At 30.0% G+C, this 16,182-nt stretch carries 18 protein-coding genes; 11 read left to right on the top strand and 7 right to left on the bottom strand.

The genetic code is table 11. The features are described 5' to 3' along the window. Positions 1–32: 32 nt before the first annotated feature. The 6 genes from ychF to rpiB are packed head-to-tail and all read right to left on the bottom strand — an operon-like array spanning position 33 to position 4,475. Entirely contained in the window at positions 33–1,133 is a 1,101-nt protein-coding gene (ychF, locus tag L8X24_RS07545; RefSeq protein WP_263664286.1) for a redox-regulated ATPase YchF, read from the bottom strand. Between the two features lie 2 nt (positions 1,134–1,135). Next, positions 1,136–2,581 carry a leucyl aminopeptidase gene (locus tag L8X24_RS07540; protein WP_263664285.1) on the bottom strand — a complete coding sequence of 482 codons (1,446 nt, stop codon included), beginning with the start codon at positions 2,579–2,581 and terminating at the stop codon, positions 1,136–1,138. Further along, positions 2,578–3,171: a DedA family protein gene (locus L8X24_RS07535; protein WP_263664284.1), complete on the bottom strand. Its 594-nt coding sequence runs from the start codon at positions 3,169–3,171 to the stop codon at positions 2,578–2,580. The genes L8X24_RS07540 and L8X24_RS07535 overlap by 4 nt, the downstream gene beginning before the upstream one ends. A 1-nt stretch (position 3,172) precedes the next feature. Further along, entirely contained in the window at positions 3,173–3,709 is a 537-nt protein-coding gene (gene apt / locus L8X24_RS07530; protein ID WP_263664287.1) for an adenine phosphoribosyltransferase, read from the bottom strand. Then, entirely contained in the window at positions 3,709–4,041 is a 333-nt protein-coding gene (locus L8X24_RS07525) for a hypothetical protein (RefSeq protein ID WP_039618138.1), read from the bottom strand. Before L8X24_RS07525 ends, apt begins: the two co-directional genes overlap by 1 nt. Further along, positions 4,038–4,475 (bottom strand): ribose 5-phosphate isomerase B, encoded by a 438-nt coding sequence (rpiB, locus tag L8X24_RS07520; protein WP_263664283.1) that lies wholly within the window; start codon positions 4,473–4,475, stop codon positions 4,038–4,040. The genes L8X24_RS07525 and rpiB overlap by 4 nt, the downstream gene beginning before the upstream one ends. 138 nt (positions 4,476–4,613) lie before the next feature. On the opposite strand from rpiB, the gene L8X24_RS07515 reads away from it, so the two are divergent. Beyond that, positions 4,614–5,165, top strand: a complete 552-nt coding sequence (locus L8X24_RS07515) for a CheB methylesterase domain-containing protein (RefSeq protein WP_263664282.1) — start codon at positions 4,614–4,616, stop codon at positions 5,163–5,165. A gap of 9 nt (positions 5,166–5,174) precedes the next feature. After that, a complete protein-coding gene (locus L8X24_RS07510) occupies positions 5,175–5,957 on the top strand; it encodes a CheR family methyltransferase (RefSeq protein ID WP_263664281.1) in 783 nt (260 codons plus the stop codon). On the opposite strand, the gene L8X24_RS07505 is transcribed toward L8X24_RS07510, so the two are convergent. Beyond that, positions 5,954–7,147, bottom strand: a complete 1,194-nt coding sequence (locus L8X24_RS07505) for an MFS transporter (protein WP_263664280.1) — start codon at positions 7,145–7,147, stop codon at positions 5,954–5,956. The genes L8X24_RS07510 and L8X24_RS07505 overlap by 4 nt on opposite strands. Positions 7,148–7,252: 105 nt before the next feature. Between L8X24_RS07505 and L8X24_RS07500 the strand changes: the two genes are divergently transcribed. The 9 genes from L8X24_RS07500 (at position 7,253) to L8X24_RS07460 (ending at position 16,136) form a co-directional block, all read left to right on the top strand. After that, positions 7,253–8,299 carry a dehypoxanthine futalosine cyclase gene (locus L8X24_RS07500; RefSeq protein WP_039618147.1) on the top strand — a complete coding sequence of 349 codons (1,047 nt, stop codon included), beginning with the start codon at positions 7,253–7,255 and terminating at the stop codon, positions 8,297–8,299. After that, positions 8,299–9,519, top strand: coding sequence for a M16 family metallopeptidase (locus L8X24_RS07495; RefSeq protein ID WP_263664279.1), 1,221 nt, complete (start codon positions 8,299–8,301; stop codon positions 9,517–9,519). Before L8X24_RS07500 ends, L8X24_RS07495 begins: the two co-directional genes overlap by 1 nt. Next, the gene (recG, locus tag L8X24_RS07490) at positions 9,509–11,332 is read left to right on the top strand and encodes an ATP-dependent DNA helicase RecG (RefSeq protein ID WP_263664278.1); all 1,824 of its coding nucleotides are present in this window, start codon (positions 9,509–9,511) and stop codon (positions 11,330–11,332) included. The genes L8X24_RS07495 and recG overlap by 11 nt, the downstream gene beginning before the upstream one ends. Continuing rightward, complete coding sequence (locus tag L8X24_RS07485; RefSeq protein ID WP_012661401.1) at positions 11,325–11,927, top strand: nitrosative stress-response regulator, Crp/Fnr family; 603 nt, start codon at positions 11,325–11,327, stop codon at positions 11,925–11,927. The genes recG and L8X24_RS07485 overlap by 8 nt, the downstream gene beginning before the upstream one ends. 43 nt (positions 11,928–11,970) lie before the next feature. Further along, positions 11,971–12,618: an amino acid ABC transporter permease gene (locus L8X24_RS07480; protein ID WP_263664277.1), complete on the top strand. Its 648-nt coding sequence runs from the start codon at positions 11,971–11,973 to the stop codon at positions 12,616–12,618. After that, complete coding sequence (locus L8X24_RS07475; protein ID WP_039618154.1) at positions 12,611–13,270, top strand: amino acid ABC transporter permease; 660 nt, start codon at positions 12,611–12,613, stop codon at positions 13,268–13,270. Before L8X24_RS07480 ends, L8X24_RS07475 begins: the two co-directional genes overlap by 8 nt. Before the next feature lies 1 nt (position 13,271). Next, positions 13,272–14,009 (top strand): amino acid ABC transporter ATP-binding protein, encoded by a 738-nt coding sequence (locus L8X24_RS07470; RefSeq protein WP_115645435.1) that lies wholly within the window; start codon positions 13,272–13,274, stop codon positions 14,007–14,009. Positions 14,010–14,115: 106 nt separating this feature from the next. Further along, a complete protein-coding gene (locus L8X24_RS07465; protein WP_412175334.1) occupies positions 14,116–14,913 on the top strand; it encodes a cysteine ABC transporter substrate-binding protein in 798 nt (265 codons plus the stop codon). A gap of 2 nt (positions 14,914–14,915) precedes the next feature. Beyond that, on the top strand, positions 14,916–16,136 hold the full coding sequence (locus L8X24_RS07460) for an MFS transporter (RefSeq protein WP_263664275.1): 1,221 nt from the start codon (positions 14,916–14,918) through the stop codon (positions 16,134–16,136). Positions 16,137–16,182 lie beyond the last annotated feature (46 nt).

Below are 16,182 nucleotides of genomic sequence, written 5' to 3'. Positions count from 1 at the left end.
GATTGCAAGCTTGAAATAGCTTGCAAATTTTATTAAACATTAAATCTAAAATGCATTACATCGCCATCTTGTACGATATAATCTTTTCCTTCAAGGCGTAGTTTTCCTGCTTCTTTAGCGCCACTTTCTCCTTTGCAAGCGATATAATCTTCATAAGAAATCACTTCAGCTTTGATAAAACCTTTTTCAAAGTCGTTGTGGATTACACTTGCTGCTTTTGGTGCTTTCCAGCCTCTTTGTATAGTCCATGATCTAACTTCTATTTGACCTGCTGTAAAATAGCTAATTAGATTAAGCTTTGAAAATGCTGTGCGTATAACTACTTCAAGCCCACTACGTTCAATCCCTAAAGATTTTAAAAACTCAAAATGCTCCTCATCGCTTAAAGCTATCATTTCCTCTTCTATTTTAGAGCAAAGTTTGATAACCTTATGACCTGATTTTGCTGCAAATTCTTTGAGGTTTTTTACAAATTCATTATCTTCTAAAAGGGAATTCTCATCTACATTTGCCCCATATATCACTTCCTTAGCTGAAAGCAATCTTAGTTCTTTTATAAGAGCATGATAGACTTCATTTTTATTTGGAAATGAGCTTGCGCTATTGTTTTGATTTAAATGTTCTAAAAGCTCATTAGCTAAAGCTAGACTTTCTTTTGCACCTTTTTCGTTAGCCTTTGCACCTTTGGTGAGTTTTTCTATTTTTTTACTAAGTTGTTCTATATCTGCTAATATAAGTTCTGTTTCTATGATTTGCACATCACGCACAGGATCAACACTGCCCGCAACATGGGTGATATTTTCATCATCAAAACAACGTACAATATGTAAAATCATCTCTGTTTCACGTATGTTAGATAAAAATTTATTACCCAAACCCTCGCCTTTGCTAGCGCCAGCTACTAAACCTGCTATATCAACAAATTCTATATTTGAGCGTATAATTTTTTGTGGATTGACAATCTTTGCTAGCTCTTTTAAGCGATGATCAGGTACAGGAACGACTGCTTTGTTTGGTTCTATGGTGCAAAATGGATAATTTGCACTTTCTGCATTTTGTGCTCTTGTTAGTGCATTAAAAGTGGTAGATTTTCCGACATTTGGAAGTCCTACTATACCAACTGATAAACTCATTTTTATTTCCTTGAAAGATAAAGTAAATATGAAAGGCACATTCTAACACCTGCTCCACTTGCACCAAAGCTATGATAACCCCAAGCTTTTTCTAAGTAAGCTGGCCCTGCGATGTCTAAATGTAGCCATTTGTCTTTGTATTCTTCTCTAATGAAAGAATTTAAAAATAATCCCGCTGTAATAGCCCCACCATAACGACTTGAAGAGGTATTGCTAACATCTGCTATATTTGATTTTATAAGCTCTTTTAAGTGCGGATTAAAATGTAAAATAGTAGCTAAATCTCCACTTTTTTTACTTACTTTGAAAAAATCGTTTTGTAAATCTTCATTATTTCCCATGATAGCACTTGTGTATTCTCCAAGTCCTACTACGCAAGCTCCAGTTAGAGTGGCAAGATCTATTAATAAATCAGGTTTTAGATCTTGAGCAAGTGAAAGACAATCTGCTAAAACTAATCTTCCTTCTGCGTCGGTATTTCTAACCTCTATACTCACACCTTCTCTTGAGATAAGTACATCATCAGGCTTGTAAGCATTTCCACCTATCATGTTTTCAGTTGCACCGATGATAGAATGCACTTCTATATTAAGGTTTAATTCACTTGCGCCTTTGATGATGGCCATTGCCGCTGCACCACCGCTTTTATCTGATTTCATCGTTAGCATATAATCAGCAGGTTTTAAACTAAGCCCACCACTATCATAAGTTAGTCCTTTGCCTACAAACACTACTTTCATTTTTGGATTTTGTGGTTTGTATGAAAGATGAATGAGTTTTGGAGGATGGATTGATGCACGATTTACCGCTAAAAATGCTTGCATTTTTTCTTGCTCTAAGAAATCACTCTCATAGATTTTACATGAAATCTTGCAATCATTTTGACTTAAGCTAAGAGCATCCTCAGCCATTTTTGCAGGAGTATAAATTTGAGGAATTTCATTTACGATATTTTTTGCAAAATCACAAGCATTTGAAAAAACCTGACCATAGTTTATACCTATGCAAGCTTCTTCTAGGTTATATGTTTTGTCATTAATTTCATCTTTTGAAATGAAAATATTCTCTAACTTACTCTGTGTTTTTTCTTTTTTATATTTATCAAACTCATAAGCACTAAAAGTAAATCCTTGAATCATGGCATTAAAGCTATTTACTACGCATTTTCCTACAACACTCTTTGTTTTAACACTTTGAATTTCAAGTTTTTTTAAAGCTTTATAAGCATTTGCAAAAGCAAGTCTTATATCTTCATATTCTAAACTTTTAAGTTCGCTATAAAGAATTTTATTTTGTATATCTATGCAAATTCCTTCGCCTTTATAGTTTGAAAGCTTAAAAAGTTCTTGACTTTGAGTGTATTTTTCTATCTTTTTATCTTGTATTAAAATGATTTCAAAGTCAGCATTTATAGAATTTATAGTTTCTTCTTTAAAATTAAAAATCATTTATGTTCCCTTTTTCTAAGTATTGATTTTTCTATTTGTTTCATACCTAAAAATAAAGCAAGTAAAAAACAAGCAATAATAGGCACTGCAAAATACCAGTGATCTCCAGCCCATTCCACTGCAAGCCAAATTTGTTTTCCAAAAAACCATGCAAGTAAAATGGTTATAGCAGCCCAAGCCCAAGCACTAATGAGATTAATAAATGCAAATTTTTTCGCACTATAGCGTGTTAGTCCTATGCTCATAGGTATAATGGTTCTAAAGCCATACATATATCTTTGCATAAATATAATAGGCCAGCCAAAACGCTGCAAGAGTAAATGTGCTATGGCAAATTTACGCCTTTGGGTACGAAGTTTTTTCTGAATGTATTTTTTATTATATCTTCCTATATAAAAATATATTTGATCACCTACAAAACCACCCAAACCTGCTACAAAGATGATAAATCCTAAATTTACATGACCTTCATGTGCAAAAATACCTGCTAAAATAAGCGCAAGTTCTCCCTCAAGTATGCACCATAAAAACACGATGATATAAGCCCAGTTTTTATAATCATACAAAAGTTGTTTTAAAAATTCTTCCATTTTATACCTCTAAAACACTATAAACAGAAGTTAATTTAGCTAATTCTTTAGCCCCATCAAGATCTTTTAATTCTAGTAAAAAACAAGCTTCAATGCATTTTGCATTGAGTCTTTCTATGAGTTTAACAGCAGCGATAGCTGTACCACCTGTGGCGATGAGATCATCTATGAGCAAAACGTTTGCTTTTTGATTATTAAATGCATCGATATGAATTTCTACGGTATCACTACCATATTCTAAACTATAAGATTCTTGCAAGCATTTTGAAGGTAATTTACCTGGTTTTCTAATAGGCACAAAAGGTAGTTTTAATCTAGCACTTAGTGCAGCTCCAAAAATAAAACCTCTACTTTCTATACCAACGATATAATCAAGTTTTGCATTTTGGTATTTTTCAACTAAATGATCCATTAAAAATGCAAACGCTTCTTTATTATTTAATAAAGTAGTGATATCTCTAAAGATAATTCCTTCTTTTGGAAAATCCTTAATAGCTCTAATGCTATCTAATAAGTATTTTTTATCTTGTTCTTTCATCATAGTAATGCCTCGATTTTTGCTTCTAATTCTTTGATTCTTTGTCTTAATTTTTCATTTTCGATACGATATTGTGAATTTCTTGTTCTAAGAGAGGTTAGGTCTGCTTTGCTTTTGTTTAATTCCTCAGTTAAAATATCAATATTACCCAAGCTTCTTTGAAGTTGTACTTGTAATTTTCTAATGACTATTTCAGTATCATCAAGATTATTTTTTATGAATTCTTTTGCTACTTTTTCTTTATGAAGTAAGGTTTTATAATAAAGCAACATAATAGTCATATAAATACTAACACAAATTAATACAGTTAATACAAGCCAACTTAAAATCATAATTTTGCCTCTATTTTACTAATTCGCACGCAATGTCTTCCACCGCTAAAAGAAGTATTAATGAAATTTGAGATGATTTCAAAAGCCATATCTACTCCGGTTAGTCTAGCTCCTAAGGCTAAAACATTTGCATCGTTATGTTCTCTTGAGAGTTTAGCACTTAAAGGTTCATTGCATAAAGCACAACGTATATTTGTATGGCGATTTGCTGCTATACTCATACCAATACCTGATCCACATACTAAAATTCCAAAACTATTTTCATCAATTTTAGAGCTTAATAAATGTGCATAATCAGGATAATCACAACGATCATTATTAAAAGGACCTAAGTCTTCAAAGATTATATTTTTTTCTTGTAAAAAATTGATAATTTCTTGCTTTAAAATAAAGCCAGCATGATCACTTGCTATGTAAATTTTTTCTCTTAACATTTAATAATCACTTATCATTTGAAATTTAAAGTATTAATTTTATCATATTTAATTAAAATTTTTCTTTCTTGTATATAATTATTTTTTAATATTTTCAAATATTTATTTGATATAATAATACTAAACTTAAGGTAAAAAATGAAGCTTGTTTTGATTGGTTCTTCAACGGGTGGTCCAAGTCAACTAAAGTTTTTACTAAATGATATAGAACTTAAAGATTGTGCGGTAGTGATTGCTCAACATATGAACCCAGCTTTTATTCCTTCTTTTGTAAATCAATTTAACAAAGAAGCAAAAAGTGATGTGATTGTACCAAACGACAAAGAAGTTTTAAAAAATAAAATTTATATTTGTCAAAGAAATATGGTTTTAAGTGGAAATAACACTTTAGTATTAAACACTACAGAACAAATAAGTAGCTTTAACCCAGGGATAGATGTTTTGTTTCATTCGGCTGTAAATCTTTGCAAATATCATAAAATTTTAGCCTTGATCATGACAGGAATGGGTGATGATGGTGCTAAATCTTTATTTGAGCTTTATAAGGTTGGTGTGAGGTGTTTATGTGAAAATGAGGCAGATTCTATAGTATATGGAATGCCAAAAAAAGCTAGAGATACTAATCCAAATTTAAAACCTATGAGTTTAATAGAACTCAAAAAAGAAATAATAAATTTTATCAAATCATAGGATGGAAAGATGATAAAAATTACAGAAAATGAAATGAATGATTTTATAAAAATAGTAGAGCAAATAAGTGGAAACAATCTTAATACTAAAAAAGATATTTTATCTATAAAGCTACCTAAATTTTTACAAGAATTAGGTTTAAGCAGTCTTAGTGAATTAAATGAAAAAGTGCAGTTTCAAAGAAATTTAAAGCAAGAAACTATGGATTTTATCACAGTTTGTGAGACATATTTTTTTAGAGAATTAGAGCAATTAAAAGATGTAATTTTTTATATAAAATCTCTTGATCGACCTGTAAATGTGCTTTGTGCCCCATGTTCAAGTGGTGAAGAAGTGTATTCTTTAGCTATTTTAGCAAGTGAGAATTTTGTTAAAGGTATGAATATAGTTGGTATAGATATTAATAAAAAAATGATAGATAAATGCAATGAAATGTTATATTCAGAGCGCTCAGTAGCTAGATTAAACACTATGCAAAAAACGCGTTATTTTGATGTAAAAGATAGAATGTATCAGCTTAAAAAAGAAACCTTAGCTTGCAGATGTCGTTTCGAGCTTTGTAATGTTTTTGATGATTCTTTATTTAAACTTGGGAAATTTGATGTGATTTTTTCAAGAAATATGATGATATATTTTGATCAAGATTTCAAAATAAGACTAATGGAGCGTTTCCATAGGATATTAAATAGAGAAGGTAGAATATACCCAGGAAAATCAGATCTTGTACCTGAAACAGCGTATTTTGAAAAAAACTTTTCAGCGGGTGGGGTTTATTATTCTAAGGTGGATTAATTATATTTTTTATTAAACCACCACCAATAAATCGCCGCAAAGATAAAACATACTCCTAAGCCAAAAGTAAAATGGCTTAATTTTACTCCATAAAATTCAAATAAATATCCTGTTGAAAAAGCAATAATTGCACTAAAAGTTAAATACACCATATCATTATAGGCAATCACTCTACCATAATATTTTTTATCACAATCATTTTGCAAAAGTGTGTAAGTATAGCTCCATAAAGATGAAGTACAAAAACCTGCCATTACTAAGCCTATAAAGGCAAGATAAAAGTTAAATTGCAAGCAAGCCCAAAGCATTATACCTATACCTTGCGCTAAGTATAAATATACTAAAGTGTTTTTATTAATATAAGGACTAAGCACATAAGGTCCTATGAGTAAAGATATGGCTCTTATAGCATTAGAAAGCCCTATGGCTAGAGGTATGGAAATAACTTTTGCGTATTCATATTCAGCTAAAAGAGTAATTAAAACATCATAAGCGGTTATCCCTACAACTCCATGAAGTAAAATCAAATGAATGATTTTTTTATTGTTAAATACATAAACTAAACCTTCTTTGATTAATATAAAAAGATTGTTTTGTGTGGTATTTTTTTCATCAGGTAAGATTAAAGTTTTAAGTATAAGCATAGCGCAAAACAGCATTAAAGTATCAGCTATGAAAGCTGGTTTTACTCCAAAAAGATCTATAAAAAGTCCTGCTGCGCCCATACCCAAAGCATATGATACAGCCCATATAATACTATGAAGCTCATTGCCTAGTTTTAATTCTTGCGGGGTTAAAATTTTAGGTAAAACTGACATTTCTGTTTGAAAATACATGCTTGCAACCGCCATACGCACAAAGGTTAAAAAGTATAAAAACCAAAGCATAGCTAAAGAATTTACAAAAATTAGCATAAAAATAGAAATCATCTCAATGCTAATCATTGTTAGTAATAAATTCTTAGGTTTAAATCTATCTACTATAACTCCGTTTATAGGTGCAAGTATAATAGAAGGTAAAAAAACAAAAATAGCTGAAAAGCCTATGATATTTGCAGGTGCTTGTAGCTCTTTGGTTAAGAGGGTAAAAACACCTACTTGGGAAAACCATGCACCAAAATAACTTATAAATTGTACCATTGCTAAAAGGCGAAAAGTTTTATTATTTTTAAGTAAAGACCTATAAGTCATGAGTATCCTATGAATATATGAAATTAAAGGGCTTGATTATATCGTTTTTAAGATTATTTTACATTTAAATGCTATAATAATTCTTTTTTATAAAAAAGGTTAATAATGAATAGATTAAGTAAAAAAGAAGCATTAAATTTACTCCAAAATGCACCTTTATACGAATTAGGCGCAATGGCATATGAGAAAAAATTAGAGCTTCACCCTGAAAAAATAACTACTTTTGTGGTGGATAGAAATATAAATTATACAAATATTTGCTGTATTGATTGTGATTTTTGTGCTTTTTGTAGAAAAGAAAAAGATGATGATTCTTATATTTTAAAATATGAAGAAATAGGGCAAAAAATAGAAGAATTACAAGCCATAGGTGGAACGCAAATTTTATTTCAAGGCGGGGTGCATCCAAAACTTAAAATAGAATGGTATGAAGACTTGCTTTCTTATATAAAAACTAATTATCCAACCATCACTGTGCATGGTTTTTCAGCAGTAGAGATAGCTTATATAGCAAGAGTTTCTAAAATTTCTATAGAAGAGGTTTTAAAAAGATTACAAGCTAAAGGACTTTTTTCTATACCTGGAGCGGGTGCTGAAGTATTAAGCGATAGGGTAAGAGATATCATCGCACCACACAAATGTGACACAGCCACCTGGCTTAGAGTGCATGAGAGTGCGCATAATATAGGTATGAAAAGTACTGCTACAATGATGTTTGGTACGGTTGAAAATGATGAGGAAATCATTGAACATTTTGATCATTTAAGAAATTTACAAGATAAAACAAATGGTTTTAGAGCTTTTATTTTATGGTCATTTCAAAGCGAAAATACTCCTTTGATTAAAAAACATCCTGAAATCATCAAGCAAAGCTCTAATAGGTATTTAAGATTGCTAGCTTTGGCAAGATTATATTTGGATAATTTTAAAAATTTGCAAAGTTCATGGGTAACGCAAGGCTCTTTGATAGGCCAACTTGCTTTAAAATTTGGTGCAAATGATTTAGGTTCAACTATGATGGAAGAAAATGTTGTAGCTGCAGCTGGTGCAAAATATAGAATGAATCAAGAACAAATGATAGAACTTATCAAAGATATAGGAGAATTACCTGCTAAACGCGATACAGCTTATAATATTTTAGAAAGGTTTTAATGCTAAATTTAGACTTTAATAATACTAAAATAGACATAATATATGAGTATGAAAATGAGCTTCCTGTAGTATTTTTTAAACTCATTTTTAAAAATAGTGGAAAAATAGCAGAAAAACACAATAGAGGTTGTGCAAGTATGTTTGCTAGGCTTTTAAATGAAGGAAGTAATGATGAGTTTTTTAAAAGCTTAGAATACCGTGCTATAGAGCTTTATGCTAAGGCTAGTTTTGAGCATTTTCAAATTAGTATTAAATGCTTGAAAGAACATTTTGATTTTGCTTTAGAAAAATTACAAGAATTGTTTTTAAATATGCGTTTTGATGAAAAAATCTTACAAAGATTAAAAACTTTAGCTTTAGGTGAGCTTGCAAGTTTAAATACTGATTATGATTATCAAGCAAAAAGACTTTTAAATAAAAATGTTTTCAAAGATGAAATTTTTGCTAGTGGTCTTGATGGAACTAAAGAAAGCATAGAAAAGATTAGCTTAAAAGAATTGCAAGATTTTATGAGTGAAAATTTAGTGCTTGATAATGCTTTATTTGTTTTTGGTGGAGATATTAAAGAAGATGAAGTGAAGGTCAAAACAGAAAAAATTTGCCAAATTTTAAAAAGAAACACTCCAAATCAAAACAAAAATTACAAACTCATTGATGAGAGTATAGAAGCAAGTGATCAAAAAAGTACCGAACAAGCTTATATATACTTTTGTTCTCCATTTAATATACAAATTAATGATGAGAAAATGTATTTAGCTAAACTTGCTTTATTTATCTTGGGTCAAGGTGGTTTTGGTTCGCGTTTGATGGAGGAAGTGCGTGTAAAAAGAGGCTTGGCGTATTCAGCATATGCTATGCTTGATGTAAATTTAAATTATAGTAGAGTTTTTGGGTATTTGCAAACTAAAAATGAAAGTTCTAATGAGGCTAAAACTTTAGTTAAGGAAGTTTTTGAAAATTTTGTCCAAAATGGAGTCAATGAAAAAGAATTTCAACTAGCTAAGCAATTTTTAGTAGGTTCTATGCCTTTAAGATATGAAAGCTTGGCTAAAAGACTAGATATAATGCTAAATGAATATTTACATGGTTTAAAACTTGGAAATTTGAAAGAAGAAATGCAAAAGATTAAAAACACTACCTTAGATGAGTTAAATGACTTTATCAAAACACATAGTGAAATTACAAAAGTGAGTTTTGCAAGTATAGAAAATGAAAGTTGAAGAAAAGGATTTAAAACTACTTCATACTTTAGGGGTTAAAAATTGTATCGATTTGGCTTTGATTTTACCTAAAAAATTTGATGATTTTAGAATTTCAAAGTTTCCAAAAAATACATTTTGCACCCAAAATGTAAAAATTATCAGCACGCAAAATCATCACTCCCAGCTTTTTATACTTTGTGAATGTTTAGAATGGGGTATAAAAGCAAATATAGTAATCTTTCATCCCAATAAATGGCATTTTAAAATTTTTAAGCATAGTGCTTTGGTTTGTATCCATGCAAAGATGAATTTTTTTAATGGAATTTGGCAGTTTATAAACCCAAAAATAGTAAAAAATATAGGTCAAATAGTCCCTAAATATCAAATTAGCTCTATTAAAGATGAAAGTATAAAAAAACTTATCGTAAAATACGTCAACGAAGCTAATTTAAAAGCGCTAAATTTAGAACAAAAATACATTAATTTGCTTTTAAATTTGCACAATTATGATGATTTAACTCTTTATGAAAATTTTAACACCATAGTTAAAGACTTAAAATATATAGAAATTTTTAATCATTTAAGGCGTTTAAAGGGTAAAAAAATATCACAAAATGCTTATGAAATAGAACTTTTTGATATAAGCTCTTGGCTTAAGGGTTTAGAATTTAACCCTACAAATGATCAGCTTTTAGCGATAGAAGATATTAAAAAAGACTTGCAAAATAAAGTTGCTAAAAGGCGTGTGGTAATGGGTGATGTGGGTTGTGGTAAGACTTTGGTCATACTTGCTGCAAGTTTGCTAGTATATCCTAAAAAGGCTATTTTAATGGCTCCAACTAGTATATTAGCAGAGCAAATTTATCATGAAGCAAAAAGACTTTTGCCTGATTTTGTTAATGTATTGCTTTTAAAAGGTGGTAAAAAAGATAAAGATTTAGCAAAATTAAAAGAACAAGCTCATTTTATCATAGGCACACATGCGCTCATTCATCAAGAAGAATTCGAAGCAGTTTTAGTGATGATAGATGAGCAACACCGCTTTGGTTCTAATCAAAGACAAAAAATAAGCGAGCTTAGCAAAAACTCTCAATATACTCCACATATCGTGCAATTTTCTGCTACACCTATACCAAGAACACTTTCTATGATACAAAGTGAGCTTGTAAATTTTAGTTTTATTAAACAAATGCCTTTTAAAAAAGATATTAAAACTTTTTGCATACAAGATAAAGATTTTAAATATTTGCTTAAAAAAATCGATGATGAGCTAGCTAAAAATCATCAAGCAATCATCATTTATCCTTTAGTAAATGAAAGTGAAAATATAGATTATTTATCATTAGAACAAGCACAAGGATACTGGATAAACAAATACAAAAATGTTTATGTAACCCATGGAAAAGATAAAAATAAAGATCAAATTTTACAAGAATTTAGAGAAAAAGGCACGATTTTGCTTTCTACGACTGTGGTTGAAGTGGGGATTTCTTTGCCAAGACTTAGTGTGATTGTTATTGTTGGGGCTGAAAGACTTGGGCTTGCTACCTTACATCAGCTTCGAGGTAGGGTAGGCAGAGTAGGACTTGAGAGCTTTTGTTATTTATATACTAAGCAAAAAGAAATTCCAAGCCGTTTGCTTGAATTTGCTAAAACTTTAGATGGATTTAAAATAGCTGAACTTGATTTAAAAAATAGGTTAAGCGGGGATTTGCTAGATGGTAGAGTGCAACATGGCAATCATTTTAAATTCTTTGATTTTGTAGATGATGAAGAGCTAGTTTTAAAAGCAAAAGAAAGTATTAAAAATATGGAAAAAGAAAATGGATAAACACTTTGAAATTTTAATTTCTAAAGGCAAGAAAAAACATTTTAACAAAGGGAATATTTTATTTTTTCAAGGTGAAAAAGCAAATAAAATTTACATTTTACTAAGTGGAAAAGTACGTATATATAAGGTGAATGCAAAAGGTTTTGAACTAACACTGCATACTTTAACTCCGGTAAATTTTATAGCTGAAATGCCTGTGTTTGAGGGTATTAATTACCCAGCTAATGCTATTTGTGAGCAAGATTGTGAAATTTGTGTTTTTGATTTTGATGAATTTAAAAAATTATGCTTAGAAAATGGAGAATTTAGCTTTTTACTTTTGACTTCTTTAATCGGTAAAATTCGAATTTTAGAAAATTTCATTAGACAAAAATCTTTGGATTTAAAGTCAAGACTAGTCAGCTTTTTACTAGAAAATGAAGAAAAATTACAAAATTTAAAGCAAAAAGAAATTGCTGTGATTTTAAATTTACCTCCAGAATCTTTGTCGCGTTTTTTAAAAGAATTAAAACAAAATGAGCTTATTTGCACAAATAAAGGTAAAATAGCAATTTTAAATAAAGAAAAAATGCAAAATTTAATTAAGTCTTTTTAAGTCTTATTTGTTACAATATTGTATTTAAAGTATGGAAGGTTTTATGGATTTTGATTTTTTAATCAAGTTTAGCCCTATGTTTATACAAGCTTCTTGGCTTACTTTAAAACTTGCTATTTATGGAGTATTTTTTTCATTTTTAGTAGGTTTATTTTGTGTGGGAGTAAGTTATTTTAAATTTTCTTTTTTAAATACAATCTGTAAAATTTACATAGAATTTTCAAGAAATACACCTTTATTAATCCAACTTTTCTTTTTATATTATGCTTTGCCTGAGTTTGGAATACACCTTAGTTCTTTTGCTTGTGCTGTAATAGGACTTAGTTTTTTAGGTGGTTCTTATATGGCTGAGAGCTTAAGAGCAGGTATGGAAGCGGTGAAAAAACAACAATATGAATCAGGACTTTCTTTGGGTTTGAGTAAATGGCAAAATTTTCGCTATGTGATCATGCCTCAAGCTTTGGGTATAGCTATGCCAAGTATTAGTGCAAATATCATTTTTTTACTCAAAGAAACTTCTGTAGTAAGCATTATTGCTTTAGCGGATTTAGTATATGTGGCTAAAGATCTTATAGGACTTTATTATAAAAGTAATGAAGCATTATTTGCTTTGGTGCTTTGTTATTTGATTTTGATTTTACCTTTATCTTTAGTGTTAAACCGTATAGAAAAAAGGTTAAATTATGTTTGAAATTTTAAATCAAGATACCTTTTTTAGACTAGCACAAGGTTTAAAGGTTACTTTAGAGCTTTCATTGATTAGTGTTTTGATTTCACTTATTGGAGGAGTATTTTTTGGAATTTTAATGCATTCTAAAAATAAAATCCTTTATGCTTTTTGTCGTTTTATGCTTGAGTTTGTGCGTATTATGCCTTTGATTGTTTGGCTTTTTATAGTGCATTTTGGCTTGGCGAAATGGTTTGGATGGCATTTGAGTGCTTTGGGTTCAAGTATTATTGTTTTTAGTATTTGGGGCGTGTTTGAGATGATGGATTTGGTTAGATCGTCTTTAGCAAGCATACCAAAACACCAGTACGAATCAGGACTTTCACTAGGTTTTAATAAATTTGAAGTTTATCTTTTTATCATTATACCTTTATCTTTAAGAAGATTATTGCCGATGAGTATTAATCTTTTTACAAGAATTATCAAAAGTACTTCAGTGATTTATCTAATCGGTGGTATAGAGCTTATTAAAGTAGGCCAACAAGTGATTGAGCTAAATTTATTTCAAAATTCTTACGCGGCTTTTGTGATTTATGGTTTGATTTTATTGATTTATTTTATACTTTGCTATCCTTTGTCGGTATATTCAAAGTTTTTAGAGAAAAAATGGAGCTAATATGAGTATTTTAAAAATACAAAATTTACAAAAATACTATGATGATCATCATGTTTTAAAAGATATAAATTTAGAAGTAAATCAAAAAGAAGTAGTGGTTATACTAGGTCCAAGTGGTTGTGGGAAATCTACACTTTTAAGATGTATTAATGGTTTAGAAGAAATGGCTGGTGGAGCTATTTTTGTAGATGATGAAAAAATTGATAAAAATTATAAAAAATGGACTCAAATTCGCCAAAAAATAGGCATGGTGTTTCAATCCTATGAGCTTTTTGATCATTTAAATGTGGAGCAAAATATACTCTTAGGGCCTTTAAAGGTGCAAAAAAGAAAAAAAGAAGAGGTTTTAGAAGAAGCAAAATACTGGCTTGATAGAGTAGGGCTTTTGCATAAATTAAAAGCCTATCCTAAAGAATTAAGTGGTGGACAAAAACAACGCATAGCTATAGTTAGAAGCCTTTGTATGAATCCTGAAATTATGCTTTTTGATGAAGTTACAGCAGCGCTTGATCCTGAAATCGTGCGTGAGGTTTTAGATGTGATTTTAAATTTAGCAAAAGATGGTATGACTATGCTTATAGTTACACATGAAATGGGCTTTGCAAGAGCAGTTGCTGATAAAATAGTTTTTATGGATGATGGAAAAATAGTAGAAATTTCAAAGCCTGATGAATTTTTTGAAAATCCAAAAACTGATCGTGCGAAGAAATTTCTCAATTTGTTTGATTTTCATCGTTAATTTTATTTTAGATAAGATTTGTTTAAAAAATTAATATAAGGTTTAAAAATTTAAATTTCAATCATAAGGAAAAAATATGAAAAAGATTTTTCTTTTATCGTTTTTAATGGCACTTTTTTTTAGCGCCTGCTCAAATTCAAATTCTAATGAAAACTCTATAGAGAAAATCAAACAACAAGGTGTTATCCGCATAGGTGTATTTGGTGATAAACCTCCATTTGGCTACCTAGATGCTCAAGGGAAAAATCAAGGCTATGATGTGTATTTTGCTAAACGTATAGCAAAAGAGCTTTTAGGGGATGAGTCTAAAGTACAATTTGTTTTAGTTGAAGCAGCAAATAGGGTGGAGTTTTTAGAGTCAAATAAAGTAGATTTAATCTTAGCTAATTTTACTAAAACCCCAGAAAGAGAAGCTGTGGTAGATTTTGCATTGCCTTATATGAAAGTTGCTCTTGGGGTAGTGGCTCCTAAGGGATCGGATATTAAAACTATAGATGATTTAAAAAACAAAACTTTGATTTTAAATAAAGGCACAACAGCTGATGCGTATTTTACAAAAAATATGCCAGAAATTAAAAGTATTAAATTTGATCAAAACACAGAAACCTTTGCAGCTTTAATCGGAAAAAGAGGCGATGCGCTAAGTCATGACAATGCATTACTTTTTGCTTGGGCTAAAGAAAATCCAAATTTTGAAGTGGTGATTAAAGAACTTGGAAATCATGATGTCATAGCTCCTGCTGTAAAAAAAGGCGATGAAGCTATGTTGAAATTTATCAATGATTTGATTGTAAAATTACAAAATGAGCAGTTTTTTCACAAAGCTTATGATGAAACCTTAAAGCCATTTTTTAGTGATGATATAAAAGCTGATGATGTAGTAATCGAAGGTGGCAAAATTTAATAATGCAAAAAGCCTTTAAAAATACCATCTATGCTTCTTTAGGTGGTATTTTAGAATTTTATGATTTTGTTTTATTTATCTTCTTTGCAAGTGTTTTTGCAAAAATTTTCTTTCCTCAAAATGATGATTTTTGGCCATTAATCTATACCTATGTAGCCTTTGGAGCAGGATATTTAGCTAGACCTTTTGGTGCTGTTGTTTTAGCGCATTTTGCAGATATTAAAGGGCGTAAGAATGTTTTTTATATTAGCATGCTTTTGATGGTTGTACCAAGTTTTGTTTTGGCCTTTTTACCTACTTATGAAAGCATAGGACTTTTAGCTACTTTTATGCTTTTTATCATACGGATAGCTCAAGGACTAGCCATAGGAGCTGAAGTGAGTGGTGCTTGGATTTTTGTGAGTGAATTTGTGAGTAAAAAAAGACTTGGCTTGGCACTTGGTTTTATTTCAGCGACTTTAACTTTAGGTTTATTACTTGGAAATTTAGCGACTTTAAGTATATATGCGTATTTTGATAAAGAAGAAGTAGAAAGCTTTGCTTGGAGAATTCCTTTTTTTATAGGGGGATTTTTTGGAATTTTAGCTTTATTTTTGCGCACAAAACTTAACGAAACACCAGCTTTTAAAAACATAAAAGAGAAAGAAAAAATTTTAAATTTTCCACTTTTACAAGCTTTAAAAACACATAAAAAAAGTATGTTAATATGTGCTTTACTTACCGTGGTTTTAACAAGTGGGGTAGCTACTTTAATGATACTGCCGCAATATTTTGAAAGCCTATTAGGAGTAAGCAAAACTACTGCTTTGTTATATCAAAATTCGGCCATAGTGATGATCATACTAGGAAGTTTAGCACAAGGGTATTTGGCTGATTTTTTAGGACATTTTAGAATTTGTTTGATTTTTACTTTGGTTTTTGGAGTTTTTGGTATAAGTTTTAGCTTTTATAATGAGTGGTTTTTATCATTTTATTTGCTTGCTTGTTTTGCGCAAGGCATTATAGCTTTTGCTCCTATTTTTATGACTCAAATTTTTACTACAGAGTTAAGATCAAGTGGTCTTTCTTTTGCTTATAATATCTCTTATGCGATTTTAGGTTTTTTAACACCCTTTGTTGTTAATTTTATGTATGAGAAGTATTTTTATATTTATATTATTTTTATAGTGATTGCTAGTTTGCTAAGTATACTTTTAGTAAAAAATTCTTTTAAAAATTTATAACATTATTTTTTTATTCAAACCCTCAATATCTCAGTATATCCAATCT

The organism is Campylobacter sp. CNRCH_2015_0814 (genome assembly GCF_025772765.1).
Lineage (GTDB): Bacteria > Campylobacterota > Campylobacteria > Campylobacterales > Campylobacteraceae > Campylobacter_D.
Note: the sequence above shows the minus strand (reverse complement) of the source record. Positions and strands in the feature narration are given on the sequence as shown.